Source organism: Natronoarchaeum sp. GCM10025703, assembly GCF_042661985.1.
Classification (GTDB): Archaea; Halobacteriota; Halobacteria; order Halobacteriales; family Natronoarchaeaceae; genus Natranaeroarchaeum.
The window spans coordinates 1066806-1083735 of the sequence record NZ_JBHSZF010000001.1; the positions used below are offsets into that span (position 1 = coordinate 1066806).

At 49.6% G+C, this 16930-nt stretch carries 16 protein-coding genes and 1 pseudogene; 9 read left to right on the plus strand and 8 right to left on the minus strand.

Annotation, left to right across the window (positions count from 1 at the left end; translation table 11 throughout):
• Positions 1 to 100 precede the first annotated feature (100 nt).
• From ACFQH2_RS06040 to ACFQH2_RS06055, 4 genes and pseudogenes are all read left to right on the plus strand, one after another.
• A pseudogene (locus tag ACFQH2_RS06040) lies at positions 101 to 1015 on the plus strand (NAD-dependent epimerase/dehydratase family protein).
• Positions 1016 to 1112: 97 nt separating this feature from the next.
• Positions 1113 to 2036: a glycosyltransferase family 2 protein gene (locus tag ACFQH2_RS06045; protein WP_377051063.1), complete on the plus strand. Its 924-nt coding sequence runs from the start codon at positions 1113 to 1115 to the stop codon at positions 2034 to 2036.
• A gap of 3 nt (positions 2037 to 2039) precedes the next feature.
• Complete coding sequence (locus ACFQH2_RS06050) at positions 2040 to 3347, plus strand: O-antigen polymerase (protein WP_377051061.1); 1308 nt, start codon at positions 2040 to 2042, stop codon at positions 3345 to 3347.
• A 405-nt stretch (positions 3348 to 3752) separates the two neighbouring features.
• Entirely contained in the window at positions 3753 to 3962 is a 210-nt protein-coding gene (locus tag ACFQH2_RS06055) for a hypothetical protein (RefSeq protein WP_377076547.1), read from the plus strand.
• An 83-nt stretch (positions 3963 to 4045) separates the two neighbouring features.
• Here the strand turns inward: ACFQH2_RS06055 and ACFQH2_RS06060 are convergent, their stop codons facing one another.
• The gene (locus tag ACFQH2_RS06060) at positions 4046 to 5038 is read right to left on the minus strand and encodes a transposase (protein ID WP_377051182.1); all 993 of its coding nucleotides are present in this window, start codon (positions 5036 to 5038) and stop codon (positions 4046 to 4048) included.
• A gap of 484 nt (positions 5039 to 5522) precedes the next feature.
• Here ACFQH2_RS06060 and ACFQH2_RS06065 point away from each other — a divergent pair, with 484 nt between their 5' ends.
• The 4 genes from ACFQH2_RS06065 (at position 5523) to ACFQH2_RS06080 (ending at position 9721) form a co-directional block, all read left to right on the plus strand.
• Positions 5523 to 6413 carry a WD40/YVTN/BNR-like repeat-containing protein gene (locus ACFQH2_RS06065; protein ID WP_377076548.1) on the plus strand — a complete coding sequence of 297 codons (891 nt, stop codon included), beginning with the start codon at positions 5523 to 5525 and terminating at the stop codon, positions 6411 to 6413.
• A 357-nt stretch (positions 6414 to 6770) separates the two neighbouring features.
• Entirely contained in the window at positions 6771 to 7238 is a 468-nt protein-coding gene (locus tag ACFQH2_RS06070; RefSeq protein ID WP_377076549.1) for a hypothetical protein, read from the plus strand.
• A gap of 213 nt (positions 7239 to 7451) precedes the next feature.
• Positions 7452 to 8594, plus strand: coding sequence for a glycosyltransferase (locus ACFQH2_RS06075; RefSeq protein ID WP_377051880.1), 1143 nt, complete (start codon positions 7452 to 7454; stop codon positions 8592 to 8594).
• Between the two features lie 86 nt (positions 8595 to 8680).
• Positions 8681 to 9721, plus strand: a complete 1041-nt coding sequence (locus tag ACFQH2_RS06080; protein ID WP_377076550.1) for a sulfatase — start codon at positions 8681 to 8683, stop codon at positions 9719 to 9721.
• A 164-nt stretch (positions 9722 to 9885) separates the two neighbouring features.
• Here ACFQH2_RS06080 and ACFQH2_RS06085 read toward each other — a convergent pair whose 3' ends face one another.
• Complete coding sequence (locus ACFQH2_RS06085; protein ID WP_377076551.1) at positions 9886 to 10011, minus strand: hypothetical protein; 126 nt, start codon at positions 10009 to 10011, stop codon at positions 9886 to 9888.
• A gap of 290 nt (positions 10012 to 10301) precedes the next feature.
• On the opposite strand from ACFQH2_RS06085, the gene ACFQH2_RS06090 reads away from it, so the two are divergent.
• On the plus strand, positions 10302 to 11228 hold the full coding sequence (locus tag ACFQH2_RS06090) for an ATP-grasp fold amidoligase family protein (protein WP_377051884.1): 927 nt from the start codon (positions 10302 to 10304) through the stop codon (positions 11226 to 11228).
• A 226-nt stretch (positions 11229 to 11454) separates the two neighbouring features.
• Here the strand turns inward: ACFQH2_RS06090 and ACFQH2_RS06095 are convergent, their stop codons facing one another.
• The 6 genes from ACFQH2_RS06095 to ACFQH2_RS06120 form a co-directional block, all read right to left on the minus strand.
• Complete coding sequence (locus ACFQH2_RS06095) at positions 11455 to 12531, minus strand: glycosyltransferase family 4 protein (RefSeq protein ID WP_377076971.1); 1077 nt, start codon at positions 12529 to 12531, stop codon at positions 11455 to 11457.
• Between the two features lie 94 nt (positions 12532 to 12625).
• Positions 12626 to 13492: an NAD-dependent epimerase/dehydratase family protein gene (locus ACFQH2_RS06100; protein ID WP_377051886.1), complete on the minus strand. Its 867-nt coding sequence runs from the start codon at positions 13490 to 13492 to the stop codon at positions 12626 to 12628.
• Between the two features lie 67 nt (positions 13493 to 13559).
• Positions 13560 to 15017, minus strand: a complete 1458-nt coding sequence (locus ACFQH2_RS06105) for a sugar transferase (RefSeq protein WP_377076552.1) — start codon at positions 15015 to 15017, stop codon at positions 13560 to 13562.
• Positions 15018 to 15155: 138 nt separating this feature from the next.
• Positions 15156 to 16142 (minus strand): GDP-mannose 4,6-dehydratase, encoded by a 987-nt coding sequence (locus tag ACFQH2_RS06110; protein ID WP_377051890.1) that lies wholly within the window; start codon positions 16140 to 16142, stop codon positions 15156 to 15158.
• Between the two features lie 76 nt (positions 16143 to 16218).
• Positions 16219 to 16449: a ribbon-helix-helix domain-containing protein gene (locus ACFQH2_RS06115; RefSeq protein ID WP_377051892.1), complete on the minus strand. Its 231-nt coding sequence runs from the start codon at positions 16447 to 16449 to the stop codon at positions 16219 to 16221.
• Positions 16450 to 16467: 18 nt separating this feature from the next.
• Positions 16468 to 16848 (minus strand): hypothetical protein, encoded by a 381-nt coding sequence (locus ACFQH2_RS06120; protein ID WP_377051894.1) that lies wholly within the window; start codon positions 16846 to 16848, stop codon positions 16468 to 16470.
• Positions 16849 to 16930: the final 82 nt, after the last annotated feature.

The window sequence follows — 16930 nt, forward strand, 5'->3', positions numbered from 1 at the left end:
ATATAAAACAGTTTATGTCTCTCCCTTGGGTCCGATACCAGAACAGTGTAAATGATAAAAATGGGTGCCTTTTTATTGGAAGAATTTACTGTTTTTAACAATGCAAGACCGGCGTATTTTGGTGACTGGCGGTGCAGGATTCATTGGTTCAAATCTGGCTAATGAACTCGCTAAGGGCAATGATGTTATAGTGGTGGACAACTCCTATCTCGGAACCTCCGAGAACTTGGACGATAATATTGATTTCTCCAATACGAGTGTACTTGACGACGACCTACCGACAGATGTAGATGTTGTATTTCATTTGGCAGCATTGTCGTCATACGCGATGCATGAAGACGAACCCACAACAGGCGCAAGAGTGAACGTCGAGGGATTCGTTAATGTTATTGAACAGGCAAGGGCAGACGGTTGTGATACGATCGTGTACGCCTCTACATCATCTATCTATGGTAGCCGTACTGATCCTTCACCCGAAGACATGGATATCACAGTCAATACTGGCTAAGAGGCCTCAAAGATCGCACGTGAGAGTTACGCTGAGTACTTTTCAAACCATTATGACTTGACAGCAGCAGGGATGCGCTTGTTTTCGGTGTATCAAGGGTATGGTGGTGCTGAGAGTCATAAAGGAGAATACGCCAATGTTATAGCTCAGTTTGCTGACGACATCGCGAACGGTAACTCACCAAAATTGTATGGCAATGGTAATCAGACTCGTGATTTCACGCATGTTGATGACATTGTCCGTGGCTTGGTACAAGCAGCCGGATACGACCTTGACGATATCTATAACCTTGGGACTAGCCAGGCCTATGACTTTAATACGGTTGTGAACATGATCAATGAAGAACTCGGTACGAATGTGGAACCGGATTACGTGGAGAACCCGATTCCTGAAGACGTATACATTCACGACACCTGTGCAGACTATTCAAAAATGGAGCAAGCAACAGGGTGGAAACCCAGAATTTATTTACAGGAGGGCATTGACCGTGTCTGTAGCCAGTACTAATCATGTATAATAAAAACAATGAATGTTTTAGTCAAGAGCCATTATCGAAGGTCACCAATTGGTTTAGCAATAATATACAAATAAGGGTGTGATTTTAATGGACCCAACAGTTAGTGTGGTTCTTCCGACATACAATCGGGAGGACGTGATTTCAAGAGCAATAGATAGTGTTATCAATCAATCTTTCTCTGATTTGGAGCTTCTCGTAGTAGATGATAACTCATCAGATAATACCTCTGAATTGATGTCACAATACGGAGATAAAGTCAATTATATTTGTCACGACACTAATCGAGGTGCACCCGCTGCAAGAAATACAGGTATTGAAGCAGCTGATGGTGACTTTATAGCATTTATTGATAGTGATGACAAATGGGATTGTGAGAAACTTGAACGGCAGGTCACTCGTTTTCGCGAATGTTCACCGCAAGTAGGTGTAGTTTATACTGGGTATTATGTCAAACACGATGGAGCGGTTGAAATTGGAGAAGTTCCCTCTAAGCGAGGAGACCTCTATAAAGAGCAATTAAAAAAGGATTGGATAAACCCTACGTCAACTGTGATGGTCCGTTCAAGCTGTTTTGATAAAGTTGATGGTTTTAATGAAGATCTTTCTGCCAGACAAGACTATGAATTATGGATTCGAATATCACGGGATTATGACTTTGATTACATTGTGGATCCTCTTGTGACTATGTATATTGAGAATGATAATCGGATCACTAGTAATGTTGAACCTCGCATGGAAGCTCATAAACAGGTTCTTGAATATATTCAAGAGGATATAAACAGCTTGCCATGGCATGAGCGTAGAAAAAGTTTTGCTGTGCAGTATTTCACGGTGGGTAGGTTTTTACAATCACATCGAAGATTCAAAGACGCTATTTCTTATTATCTCAAATCCATAATGCTGTATCCATTATTGTGGAAAACATACATAGCATTAGTATTATCTTTATTAAGAAGAGATACAAAAAGTAAGTTAGTAATAACAATAAAAAATATCACCCGCACTACATAATACATGAAATATATTACAAGAAGATATGTATCCCCTGCGATATTATTTGTCGTAACATGGGTTATTTCACATATTGCCGCATACATAGGTCCGAAAGAGTTAGTCTACGGACTTCATGATGTTCCAAGAGCCACAATTACCGTAGAAGGAAGCTTATGGGTTATTATATCAACAGCAGTATTTTTGCTGGGTGTATTTGTCGCAAATCGAGTTCAGTTACAAATTAAAATGCCCAATGATATTTTCAGACATCAGTACATAAAACAGACAATGGAAAAATCAGACATTTCCCTGTTGTTATTTTATTTATATGGTGTTGCTATTCTTTTCCTCTTGTTTTGCTGGACCGTACTCGCCATCTATCAGATTGGATCTTTTCGTACTTTCTTAAGTGGTCTATTGTCTGATTGGCACTCTACAGGTCAGCTGTGGAGAGAACAAAAACCGTTTCCCGGCGCACGGCTGTTATATACTGGGTTCATTAGTGTGATGATATTCTCAGCAGCGAGCCTTGCTGTAATAGGGCGCGACAATCCATTGATAAATCATAGATACTATAATAACCAGAGATTAACCACACTTTTAATTATTGGATTGATACCATTAACAGTACTTCCGATTTTAGTGTCTCAACGACTACTCTTAGCTGCCGCCATTATTGGATCGCTCATCACGTATATATCTATCTCTGATAAAGGAATTCCAGTTGTTTATCCAATTATAGGCACTATTATTGGGTTTAGTGTATGGACAATTCAAGAAGTGGTACGAGTACGTTCTTCGCCTGATTCAGTTATTACTTCAGTGACGTACAGCATCGATAGAATCCTTTTTTATTTTTCAAACGATATTGGAAACTTGCACCGGAGTATCACATATATAAGTGAACATACATATGGTTTTGAAACCTTTGGGTTTATATTTCAGTATTTATTTATAGAAGATGATGTACGCGATGCATATCTAACATCTGTTTATGCAGCTATAGAGCCAACGCAAGGAGGAGGAACAGCGACAGCACTAGGAATCCCGTATCTTGACTTTGGGGTATTTGGTTTAGTAATAATCTTTTTGTGGGGATATGTGTCACAAATCGCATATTCAAAATCTAGTCAAAGTTTCCTTTCAAGTCAAATATATGGCCTTATTGCTGCAAGTATAGTCTTATCTTGGCACTCACCCCTCTGGAGTCTACCAATCTTCTGGCATAATGTATCTATAATTATATTATTTATATATTTAATACCGTACTTGGTTTTCAGTTTGTACTATTACAGACATAAAAGAAAGGGCGATAACCTCAAACTATAGGCACTGTCTAGTTAATTACCTCCTCTCAGGAGTGATCTATTCAACCCTTGGTTCGCTCTATACTAGTTTGCTCGTGAAGCGGGAAATCTTCGACATAGAGCATCGCCGATTTCCCGCTTCAATTCCTTCGATTTGACGACCTCTCCTGCTGCCTTACAGTGATTCACCAAGGCCTAATATCTAAAAACCACCAACAACAATAACCAAAATAATATACTTGTGTAGTAATATAACAGCTTATGGACCGTGAGAGGATTGCTCTCCAGCGGCGAGAGTTACTGGCCATAAGTGCCGGTAGCATGGCACTCTTCGCGGTCTGTTTTAGCAACGATAACACATCATCAGACAACGAGTCATCGTACGGATACGGAGACGATGGAGTCACTGACAACGCCGATGCGGACGATGGCGGAGACGATCAAGAAGACACTGATAAGCAGAATGAGCACGATCCTGACGAAGACGAAGAGCGCGACGAGCGAGACACCGATAAGCAGCAAGAAAACGACGATGGAGACGGCAGTGTTGAAGATGATGATGGAGGAGAGGAACAAGACGGCGAGTCATCAGGTGGAGGTGTCGGTGAAAGCGACGGGGCGGTGGTGGAACCGGTGATGACGAAGAATACGGTATTGGCTACGGGGCCAGCCCGTACGGCCATCCAACTTAACTAATCAGAGCGTGTCATAGAATCCATCTCATAGCTTCTCACAGCCCGGTTCGTTTCCTCGCTCGTAGTTGGTGATTGCGACAACAATCCGAAGACACAGCGCGAGGAACACTTCTGTTCGTGCGTGGACGCGGCCTCGGGCGCGGATATGCCCGAGGCCGCAATCCTTGACCGCGTCGTTGGTTCGTTCGACGCCTGTCCGGTTGTTGTACGTCTCGTCCAAGATAGATTGTTTCAGCTGCACGTCCTCGCTATGTTCCTCGATTCGGTCTTCGACCCTGTACTTGATGTCTTTCGGGTCGTCAGTGTTTCGCGGGTTGTATGGGGCGACTGGCACGACCCCTGCGGCCAGCAGGTGGTCGTGCCAGTCGAGGATGTCGTAGGCGCTGTCTCCAAGCATCCAGACCGGTATATCGACGGCGAGCGCGTCACACGTGACGCGCATCGCCGTCTCTTTATCTGCTTGTTTGGCCTGTGTGAACTCCGCTGCTATCGGGATCTTTGCGCCGGTCGAGATGATCGTACAGCCGAAGCCGTAGTAGTACTCCTCAGCCGTTGGATCGTAGTTCCATGACGCCGCGTCGTTGTATTGAATCGCTTCAACGTGTGTCGAATCGATGGAGTACGTGGAGTCGAGCAGGCCGCGGGCGGCGGCCTGCTCGACGAGTCTGTCGAAGACATCGTCGATAACTTGTTCGAGGTCAGTGAGAAAGCGGTCAATGGTGTCTCTGGATGGCGGTTTGTCGAGTCCGCAGTAGTACCAGACAAGGCCGTTCTGAAGTTCTCGTGTAACCGGGCGTGTACCGTACACATCCTCGTAGTAGCAGTGCAGAAAGCCGCGAAAGAGATCTGGTGGCTGGTAAACTCGTGTTCGCCCCCTCGAAGCGGGGGCGAACACGTCGTACTCCAGCAGAAACTCGAACTCAAGATGTTCAAACAGCGGCACTGTCTCGATAGCCGCGACATTCAAGAAGTCGTCTACCGAAGCTACATCTTGCAGGGTTGCGCTTGTGTTGGACACACTTCGCGCACCCTGCTGCTTCGTACGTGACGCTTTCTATGACACGCTCTAATCATGGTAGACGAAACACCACGACTGAATTTAGACCGGTTTGAACAGGGCGATACTGACTGGGACCATTGACACGGTCGACGCGGTTGACGTGCAGGCGATCGTGCACGGTCCAATCTCGGAACGACCCGACACGGGAGAGTCCGACGACGAGCTGTACCACGCGACAGATCAGCAGATAACTTGGCGGTGGGACGCGTCAGCTGAAGACTGGGAGTACTTTGCTGGCCGGGGTTCGGAAGAGCAATCCATTCCTAGCACAACACATCACGAGGCGGTCGATACCGAACAATCAGTGCTCACTGAGGAGCCGGCAGGCATCGATCGTGCTCGGTCCTTCGAACACATGGCTCTGCATCCGACCCCTCTTGTTGCTCCAACGCGGGAGTCTCTGGGAGATCCCCCATGGCCCCTCAATGCCTTTGACGGCTATGTGTGGGGGCGTGCGGAGGTTGACGGGCAGCACTCCATCCATCGGTCAGACGACGATGGCGAGACGTGGAGCCATCACGTCGACACGCCAATCGATCCCGACCGGCACATCCTGCCGACAGATGACGGCGAGGTGTTGATCGCTTCTGCCGACTCGATATATAAGTCGTCGGGGTGGGACAGCGACGAGACAACATCCGTCTCGTGGACATCCGTGTTCAGTCTCGATGACGATGGGACCGTCATCCGACGCTGGAGTATTGACGGAGACGGGACAAAGTTCGTCGTCAACCACTACGCCGGAGGCGGAAGCCGGCCGGATAGCCGACATGTCTGGATCAGCACTGATGCAGGGGACACGTGGTCAGAGGTGTACGATTCCGTGGAGCGACATCCCGACCACCACGAGGACATGCACCACCACGGGTGTGCATATGACCCGTGGGCCGACCGATTCTGGACCATTGACGGCCACACTGATGCGGGTGGCATCTTTTATTCAGACGACGACGGCGACACTTGGTACCGGCTACAGCATTTCGACAACCCCCTCGAAGAACGGGATCAGATCACAACGATCCTCGCCGGACGGCACGGGATGGTCCTTGGTTCGGATAACCAGAGTTCGCCGGGGATCTACGCGATTCATCGGGCCGAAGACCCGGAAAATATGGTTCTAAAATATATCTGGAATTGGCCTGCAAAAGCGGAGGGGATGCCGGGGATCGCTTTGCTGAGTCGTCGAGATGACCAAACTGGGACCGTCTACGTCGGCTTCTCCGCATATGAGGTGACGGGTGGCGAATTTACAGAAACTGGCGCGATAATTGCTGCGTCGGACGGTACCACGGGTGCCGGTGTGTGGGAGGAGTCTGACCCGGCCGATGAGTAGTCTGCCGCTCTGAATTTCGCAATTGCCGGGCGACGGCTCGTTGCCCGTCTTGAGCGCGACGATAACCCGGACGACTATCTTAACCGGATCTCTGTCGCGAGACGGGGCGCATCCGCCAGCACAGTTAGACACCGGGGGCGTCCTCGGCGGGACGCGCGAACGGATGTCGGGCGGGAGGCAGTGGCCGCCGATGGCCGTCGGTCGGACGGCGATCGCGGGCAGTCAGGAATCGTTAGCCGTTGGCAGTCATGCCAGAGCCGCCAATCAATCGCTAGCGATGGGTGTGAATGCAGAACATCCAGGGAGAGGCGTCGTCCTGGAAATAATATTCGTCCAAGTGATGAGGTGTCTCGGGCAGTGATTGTCGGTGGCGACAACAAAGCTGATGGGAATTTTGACCTCTTGACTGTCATCGGATTCGGAGCAAATGCATTGGATACGGGAGCGACCGCCATCGGATACAATGCCCAGAGCGCGATGAACGCAACTGCGGTTGGCCGGGAGGCGGATGCGACAAATCGGACGACGGTTGTCGGGGCGAATGCCGATGCTGGCGGCAACACAATCGGCGCCGTGGCTATTGGGCAAAGCGCGAGTGTCGGCCCGAACTTTGGGGTCGCACTCGGCGAGGGTGCAGCGGTCAACCACTCCAATTCGGTCGCGGTCGGGCGAGAGTCAGAGACGACCGCTGATGATCAAGTCATGGTCGAAAATCGCGATATAGAGATGACCAATCAAAAAGGGCCGGTCATCGAAGATTCTAATGGTGATAGATATAGAATTACCGTTGATACAAAGGGCAATCTCGATACGGAACCGCTGTAATTCAAAACGTGATTGAACATCAAGGCGCACAATCATCGAAGCGACGGTCGGCGGGGTGGGCGACCTAGAGGACATCGACCCTCGTATAAAGACAATTAAATACGATGCTCCAGCACACTGTGACGTCGAACGTTGACATCGCAACGACTGATCTGGGACACTACTACAGGAGCGAAAGAATATAACCATAGAGCAACTCAGGACCATATATTCATGAGAGTAGGTGTTGTGCACCCTGAATTGAAATCTACCGGGGGAGCTAATGCAGTCTGTCTTAATGTTATTGAAGCCTTACAACAGGATCATAAAGTAGATCTCATAACTAGTGGCGAGCCAGATATTGAAGGATTAAATAAGGCGTTGGGAACATACTCAAGGATTGATAGCGTTATTGTCCCTGATTACTCAGGAGTTCTAAATATACCGTCAAAATATTCCAAAAAACATTTTGGTATAGGATTAGAGCGAATGAAAAAGTCTTTATTAAACCGATATGCCCAGTCAATTTCTCATAATTATGATGCCATTATAAGCACTAGTAATGAAATTGACATCAACGATATTCAAACATTACAATACATTCACGTGCCCCAGTATGGTGGTAAATCGATTCCTGGAGTAGTTGGAAATGATAATCAACTTCTGCCAATATATAATCTATTATGTAGGAGAATGGGTGGCATGGATATTGAGTTTGATGAGTCAGATTGTTTGGTGAGTAATTCAAAATGGACTGCAAAGATGGTAGAAAAAGCGTACAATGTAGACTCTAAGGTGGTCTATCCTCCTGTTGTTCCTCCAAAGGACTCGAAATCATTTGAAAAAAGAGAAGATGGATTTATATGTATTGGTCGCATCTATCCAAGCAAAAATATTAAAAAAATAATTAAGATGATAAAATCAGTACGAGAAACTGGATATGATACACATTTGCATATCATAGGTCCTGAGTCGTCCACACAGTATAATCAAGAAATCAAAAATCGAGTCTCAAAATATGATTGGGTATCTTTAGAAGGCAAGCTTGATCGGTCCGAATTGAATAATGCATTAATTTCTCATAAGTATGGAATCCATGGACGACAATATGAGCACTTTGGTATTGCTGTGGCTGAAATGGCGATGAGTGGAACTATTCCATTTGTACCTCGATCCGGGGGACAAACAGAGATTGTTAACGAAAGCAACTTGCTCACGTACGAAAATCCGGAAGAAGCAGTTCGTAATATTACTACTGTTATGAGTAATAATGATCTCCAAAAAGACCTCTTGTCTCAATTAAACCGGTCATCAGAACAGTTTAGCCGTGAAAATTTTAAAAAGGATATCAGAAAAATAGTTGAGGATATCAATTAACGGTTCAAGATCAATATCGCCCTTATTGGCTTGGCGTTCCACTAAAAGAGCTACATTTTAGTACATTCGCCTTCGTTTATGTCTTGATGAATGTCCTCTATATCACCGTCGACGCGCTCCGTGCAGATCACGTGACCTCAGAGATTATGCCAAAAACCCATGGTTTTGTCGACAAGAACATGGAATATACTCGTTGTTATGCAAACGGTCCTGGCACACCGTGGTCGTTCCCTACCCTTCTTGGGAGTAGGTATTCAGGGGGTACCGATGGATTTGGTATTCCGGGCGAGGATGATGTCCGCCCGACGCTTGCTGAAACTCTGCAAGAAGAAGGTTATGCGACCGCGGGTTTCACTGATAATCGTTTTGCAAGCAGTGATTACAACTACGACCGAGGAATGGATTCAATGTGGGATTCGGGTGCGACATCGTCAGAAAAACGTCTCAAACATGAAGTTCGGGGACGCCTCGATCAAGATGGACTACTTTTTAAAGCAATTCTGAGAGGCTATCATCTTATAGATGATCTACTTCTTAATATCCGAGGAGATGATACACGGTTCGTCCGGGCGGAAGTTCTCGTAGATCAAGTCACGGAATGGATTGAAGACAGAGAAAATGACTGGTTTGCCTGGGTCCATCCTATGGATACTCACGCGCCGTACGAAGCACCTGACGAATATCAACGGCAGTATCTTGAAGAACCCGTCTCACGAAGAAAATCACAGAAACTTGCGAGCGCGGCGACACACCGACCAGATGATCTGAGCGATAAAGATTGGCAGCTACAAAAACAGCTTTACAAAGCTGAATGTCAGTATCTGGATGATCAGCTCGAACGACTCTTTACTTCTCTGCCGGATTCCGTAAGGGATGAAACGGTAATTGTCGTCACTGCCGACCATGGCGAGATGCACGGTGAACATGGACTTGGTGGGCATCCACAGCAGTTCTGGGAAGAGGTGATCCACGTCCCATGTGGCATCTCGATTCCAGGACGGAGTAACGAGACGATTGATGATCAAATCGGTCTCGTTGATATCCCACCGACAATACTAGATTCTGTCGGAATTGAGTTCCCCCGAACTGGGACGGCCACAGTATCCTTCCAGATGATGACGGCGTAGTCCAGGAACGCGAGCACCTGTTTGTTGATGTTGAGCCCGAATTAAATAGGGATCATGCAGGTGTTCGACATGCTAACAACTGGAAACTGATGCGACACGATATTGAGGGTGAATTATTACTTGATTTGAATACGAATCTACAAGAGGACCCAGAAGGCGATCAGTCAAATGCCGCTACTCAGCAGTACAGGTCGCTTACACGCGTACTCGACGAGCACCTCGACGAGATGGAACAGCGCCGTCGCGGTGAGACATCTGGTGTTGAAGATGAAGAACTCATCGAAGATCATCTCAAAGAGCTAGGATATCTCGAGTAGAATACATAACCCCGAATTTTCGGGCGCCAATCGTTTCGGGAGAGTGAGAGAGTGACGGCACTTAGAAGAGCATTAGTGATTTCAGCGATTACTATGTTCTTTGTTCGTTAAGTGATCTATCTTGGGAAAGATTAACTATATTAAATTATGAATAACGAAGTGTCTATATCCCTCGGGAACATCGGCATCGATAGTGTATGACTTTTACTGGTTGGAATACCGAATTCAACACCTATATTTGAGAAGCAACTACTCCAATACTTATGACGTATCTTGCTAAACTTCAAAAAACAGCACGACATCGAGGAGTTATCCCGACAGTTAGACATGGGGTTCGTTTTACGATTCAGAAGGCAGGCTATCCAGTTTTTTCAAAAATCTTGTCTCCTAAAACTCACGAAAAGCTGATGGCTGCACCTGTTCTGGGATACTGGCCACAACTCGAGGAACCACGGTCATTCAGCGAAAAAATCATTTCGCGAAAGCTATCTGGTGAAAGAGCCGAACTATTCTCGACGGTATCTGATAAGTATTCAGTTAGGGAGTATGTTAAACAGAAGGTGGGAGAAAATCTATTGACAGATCTCTACTTTGTCGGCGAATCATCGGGGGAAATACCCAAAAACGGACTCCCGGAAAAATTCGTTATTAAAGCTACCCACGGAAGTGGTATGACGATTGTAGTAGACGACCACCGGGAGTATGACTTTGATCTGATCGAATCTAAATGCAAATCATGGCTCGAAACACCGTTCGGAAAGAAATCCAGAGAATATTGGTATGAGGAAATTCAACCACGGGTGGTCATTGAGGAATATATCGATGACCCAAAACATGATATACCTCCTGATTTCAAGTTCTACGTTTTCAATGGTCGTGTCGAATTCGTACATGTTGATTTCAACCGGTTTTCAGCTGAGAGGTCGCGAAGATTCTTTGACAGAGAATGGAATGCTTGCGACTTTAGATTGGACTACCCATTAGGACCGACAATTGATAAACCAGATCGCTTGGACGAGATGATCAAAATTGCTGAAACGCTGGGAGAAGATTTTGAGTTTGTTCGCGTAGACCTGTACCATACTAGTGACAACAGGATCTACTTTGGAGAGATGACCTTAGCTCCTGCTGCAGGCACAGAGAGGTTTTACCCGGTCGAGTGGGACTTCAAATTGGGATCGTACTGGTAAGGACACCAATCTATAACAATCCCAATGGTTGTTCCATCGATGCACTCTTTACAATTCTACGGGGATTGATCGAGTCAGTGTTCTAGCGGGTGGTGGTCAGTTCCATCCCTCGTTGTAAATCCCATCTCTCACTACCAATCGCGTGCTTCCCTACGAATTAGCACGATACTAAGACGTAAAACTCGTCGGACCTTTCTCAGGTCTCTCACGTATTCCGGGAACTTGGCTATAATATACTTCCCAATATATCAGTGGTTCGTCCTACTGTCTCAGCCCAATCGAACGATCCTTCAATTTGCGCCCGCGGTTCGTCATAGTCCTCGTGTATCATCGTGTCAATACCTGACGCGAAACCATCGACATCTCCAACTGGAACCGTTACACCACTACCGTTGACCACTGGTGTGACTTGCTCCAGATCACTTACGACGACAGGGATTCCCGACGACATCGCCTCTAACACAGTTCGAGGCAGTCCTTCAGCGCGACTCGGCAACACCAGCACGTCGCCAGATCGGTAGATTTTGCACATCTCATCATAGGCGAGTTGTCCGAGGAATTCTATTTTTTTATCAGCTATTTTTTCCAAATCAGATCGCATTGGGCCATCTCCAATTAGATATAGTTTTATATCTTTCTCATTCGAGAGCTTTGAAATCGCTTTTACTGCATCTTGCGGTCGTTTCCCCTCAACCAAACGACCGACAAATAAGATTACTGGACCACGATGATCTATCTTCTCGCTAGCCCGTCCATGAGGCGTGAATCGCTCAATATCAATACCGTTCGACACAACTTCTATCCTAGTTGATACTCCGTACTCTTGAACGCGTTCCCTGTCTTCCTCAGTATAACAGAATACCACATCTGCTTGGTTGAATGTCCATCGCCCAATCGTCTTCAGATACAACTCGAAAACCCACTCGGGGGCCGTCTGTGAGTACAGGCCGTGATTCGTGATTGCCAGCGGGATATCACCTAAGAACGCCTTCAACGCTGCTAGGTTCGTCGAAAAGTACAGATGCGAATGGGCGTGAATCACGTCGAAGTCCCCAGCGTCTTTCAGGTACTGTGCAACGCCAGTTGAGATATCATTCCCGAGTAAGTTTACTGTCGGATCGTATCGCACAACAGTGTATCCGTCACGTGTTCTGAACTGTGGTTTGTCCGGGTTGCGGTGTATCGTAAGTACCGTGACGTCGTGGCCCATCGCTGCCTGATCCCGACTCATAGCATGGACGTGATACGCACCGCCACCTTTCACGTCAGGGTATGCGGTCTGTGCGACTCGAAGGATCCGCATCGGTGAATCCGTTTCCGGGAGATCACGAGCCATCACTGAGACTCCTGAACCAGTGTCGTAAGTCCGTCTATGAGACTAATCGTCGTGTCGTAATTCATAGCTGCTTGGATATTCGAGAGATCGCTCGGCTGTGCTCGATATCGCCGGGTCGTGGATCTTGATGAATTATATCTGACTCTCCGCGGACAATATCCCGAATCGTTTCCGCTAGCTCCTGAATCGTCACAGAGGATCCAGTCCCGACGTTGAACGCCTCTCCAACGTGATCAGTCTTTGCTGCCAACAGGTTTGCTTGCACCACATCGGATACGTGAACGAAATCTCGTGTCTGCTCTCCGTCACTATTCACGGTGATCGGCTCGCCTGCACGTGCTTGCTCGAGGAAAATACTGATCACAGCACTGTAATCCCCACCGGCCTGCCGTGGGCCATATACGTTGAAGTACCGCAGTGCAACTGTCTCCAAACCGTACAGTTCGTGATACAGACGTGCGTATTCGTCCGCAGTTGCCTTCTCAAGCCCATAGGGGGAACTGGGCTCGGTCGGATGCCCCTCGTCGATCGGAACGTATTCGGGGTGACCGTAGATCGCCGCACTTGACGCGAGGATAACGCGAGCATCCTCAGCCCGTGCCGCTTCGAGGACGTTCAGCGTTCCCTCTATATTCACCGAGTGACTTTCTGTAGGCTCTTCAACGGACTGGCTAACACTCACAACAGCAGCCTCGTGAAACACGATATCGACACCACTCATTGCCTCCGAGATCAGTTTCTCGTCTCGAATGTCACCCTCGTTTAGCTCGGCGTCCTGGTGCAGATACTCACGGGACCCCGAGGAGAAGTTGTCGAGAACTCGGACGTCGTTCTCTTCAACCAGCGCGTCGACGAGGTGGCTTCCAATGAATCCTGCTCCACCGGTGACTAATACTGTCTCGTTACGTATCTCTGAGTGATCTTGCATAGTAGCACATCGAATTGCGGCGTCTCAGTCGTCTCCACTGTTCGCATCTTGGCCCTCTGTCTTAGTCTCACTTGGTGGTTCCGCACCGCGTTCTGAACGCCATCGCATCCATGGCAACCATCCAGAGCTGCCGAACCACGATCTTTACGTCGAACCAGAACGACTGTTTTCGGACGTACTCGATGTCATAGCGGAGCTTTCGACCGGGCTCGTGGCCAGTGACCTCGTTGATCTGTGCGAGCCCTGTCAGTCCTGGTTTGATGAACCATCGTTTTTCCCAATCAACACCACCCTCCTGAATGTCCGAATCAAGTTTCGGTCGTTCGGGTCGTGGACCGACGACGCTCATGTCGCCGATAAGAATTGACCACAGCTGTGGGATCTCGTCGAGATGCGTCTTCCGAAGAACACGCCCGACGCGGGTAACACGTGGATCTACGCCTCCAGCATCTTCCTCACTAATCTTCGCCCCGGAGACGGATTCGGCGTTTTCGATCATACTCCGAAACTTGTAGATCTGGAAGGTTTCGCCGAACGTAGCTGTCCGTTGCTGTCCGTAGAGGATCGATCCGCCGTCCTCGAGCTTGATCGCGGTAGAAATTACAATGATCGCTGGTAACGTCGCTAACAGGGCAGCAGACGCAAAGAACACGTCGAACACCCGCTTGAATAAGTGGTCCTGCGGATCCCACGGTTCCAGATCCACATCAACCAGATCACCAACAGCCCCCTCACCAACGAGAACACTATCAGTGTAGTCCCGATGAACCTTCACGTTAACACCGTGTTCGTGACAGGCATCGAGTGCACCAAAGAACTCGGCCCGGTCGGGTTGTCGGAAGGCCAGGATTACCGTATCGATATCACACTCGACGAGTGTGTCTTCGAGACGTGAAAGCCCACCAAGTCGCTCCAGATAGATCATCCCGCCGTCGGTAACGACTGGGACTTCCTCCCCGTCCCTCGAATCAAATAGATCGTCTTTCGAGATCGGTTCAAGCACACTGGTCGGACACAGATAGCCGAGCACGTTCCCGTCCAGATCCGGAACGACGCGCTCGATCTGTGCGGGATCGTCGCCGACGACGATCGTCCGACTGCCGTCCGTATCCGGGCGGTGTCGGATCCAGACGAACCAGAGGGGCAGCGCCAGCCCGAGCAGGCCGACCGTCATCACGAGCGTCGCACGCGGGACGCGATACGAGAAATTAAAAAAGCCGATCGCGGCGAGCGCAAGCCCGCTCGCGACGAGACGTTTCTCGGTTAGCGCAACTGTATCCAGCACTCGCCGTGGGCGTGGCTTGTACAGCGGAATCAACGCAAGCGTCACGGCCCCGACCGTCAGGCCGACGACCAGCGCGAGCGAACTGCCCCAGAGCACGATTGGCTCCAGCCGATTGAACAGCGGTACGTACTCGGTGAACAGCCGCTGTGGCACCGGATGGTTCGCCACGAGAACGGCAGTAAGGGTCAATATAACGGTCCCGATAGCACTTGTAATTCGATACGGCCACCCGGTAAGCATTGTTTAACCACACGCATCTCAATTCTCATAAATGCTTTGACAATACTATCACAGGAAAATCGGGGTGGAAAATACTACAACATGATTCCTCATACGCCTCGGCGCTGGACGACGCTCCCAGTCCGCAACGGCACCAGATTATGAATTCCGAACCAATGGATCGTACCACGCCTCGTTCGCCCGGTACCAGTCGATGAACTGCTGGGCTCCCTCGCGGATGTCGACGGTCGGTTCGTAGCCCAACAAGTCGTTGGCCTTCGCAATATCCGCGTGGGTGTGCTCGGCATCGCCCTTGCGCGCGTCGGTAAACTCGATCTCCAGCGACGGATCGATCTCGTCGCGCACGACCTCCGCCAGCGTGAGAATGTCGATGTTGTCGGTCGACCCGATGTTCATGATCTCGCCGTCGGCGCTGTCGTCGGTGAGCAGCTGCTCGTTGACGCGCTTGATGTCGTCGACGTACGTGAAATCACGCGTCTGCTCGCCGTCACCGTAGATCTCGGGCGACTCGCCGTGAAGACACCGCGAGACGAAGTTGGTGAAGGCCATGTTCGGGCGCATCCGCGGGCCGTACACCGTGAAGTACCGCAGGGCAACCGTGGGCAGGCCGTAGATCTCGTTGTACACACGCGCGTACTGCTCGGTCGCGAGCTTCGAGACGCCGTAGGGTGACACGGGCGTGGTTCGGTGATCCTCGTCGTAGGGGAGATACTCGGGTTTGCCGTACACAGACGAAGACGACGCGACGACCACGCGCTCGACGTCGTGGTGCCGGGCGGCCTCCAGAACGTTGATCGTCCCGGTGACGTTGTACTCGTTGACCGTCTTCGGTTCGTCGACGCTCGCGCGCACACCAGCCTGTGCGGCCTGATGGTAGACGACATCGATATCGTTGGTAGCCTCCTCGACGAGTTCCGCATCCGTGAGACAGCCCTTGATCAGTTCGTACGAGCCGCCGTTCTCTTGGGCTGCCGTCCGTGCGACGTCGACGGTGTGTTCTTTGATCCCTAAGTCGTAGTAGGGAACGAACTTATCCAGCACCTTGACGTCGTGGCCCTTGTTCGCCATTCGCTCGGCGATGTGGCCGCCGATAAAGCCCGCGCCGCCAGTGACGAGTACCTGCATTACAGGAGAAGTCGGTTACCAGCCCAAAAACTGTTGTTCTTTTGGTCTGTTTCCGACGACCAGTAGCCGGGGGACGCTACTCTTGATCGATGCCGAGGCGTTCGCGCGCTTCGTCCGTGGACAACGTCCGCCCCGCCGCAACGTCTGCGTAGCCCTCCGAGATACCCTCCTGTGCGCCGGGGGTCAGGATCGGCTCCGTGGGGTCGCGCAACACCTCTCGGATGAGCTTCAAACGGTTGCTATACTCCAGTTCCTCGGCCAGTTCGTCGATCTCTTCCAGAAGCCGCTTAGGAGCTTTCATATTCATCACACCAATAGCTGCTGTTCACAGCTCCTTTTCGAGCTCGCTCATATCTCGACGCTCCCGTTCGCGCTGATCGTCGAGTAACTGATCGAGTTCCTCCTCTAGTTCGGCTTCCGACATCGACCCTTCGGCGTACTCGGTCTTGACGTCACTCACGGGATCCGCGGGCTTCGACCGGGACGTCTCGACACTCCGCTGGGACTCACTACCTGCCGTCCAGCCCGTGTACACTTCGTAGGCGACGTACATCGCGAGCGCGGCGAGCAACACGAACGAGCCCCAGGCGACCATCCGACTCATGAAGCGCAGCACTTGCCCGGCGAAGATGAACAACAGAAGCCCGCCACCGACGAGGAGCGCGAGCTTGATCCCGGTCGTATCGACCGATAGTCGGTCGCTCATACACGGAGATGGTGCCAGATTGATAAAAACCTTGGTCAAAACACCCGACATTATGACCAGCATGTGCGCTCCTACAGAGACC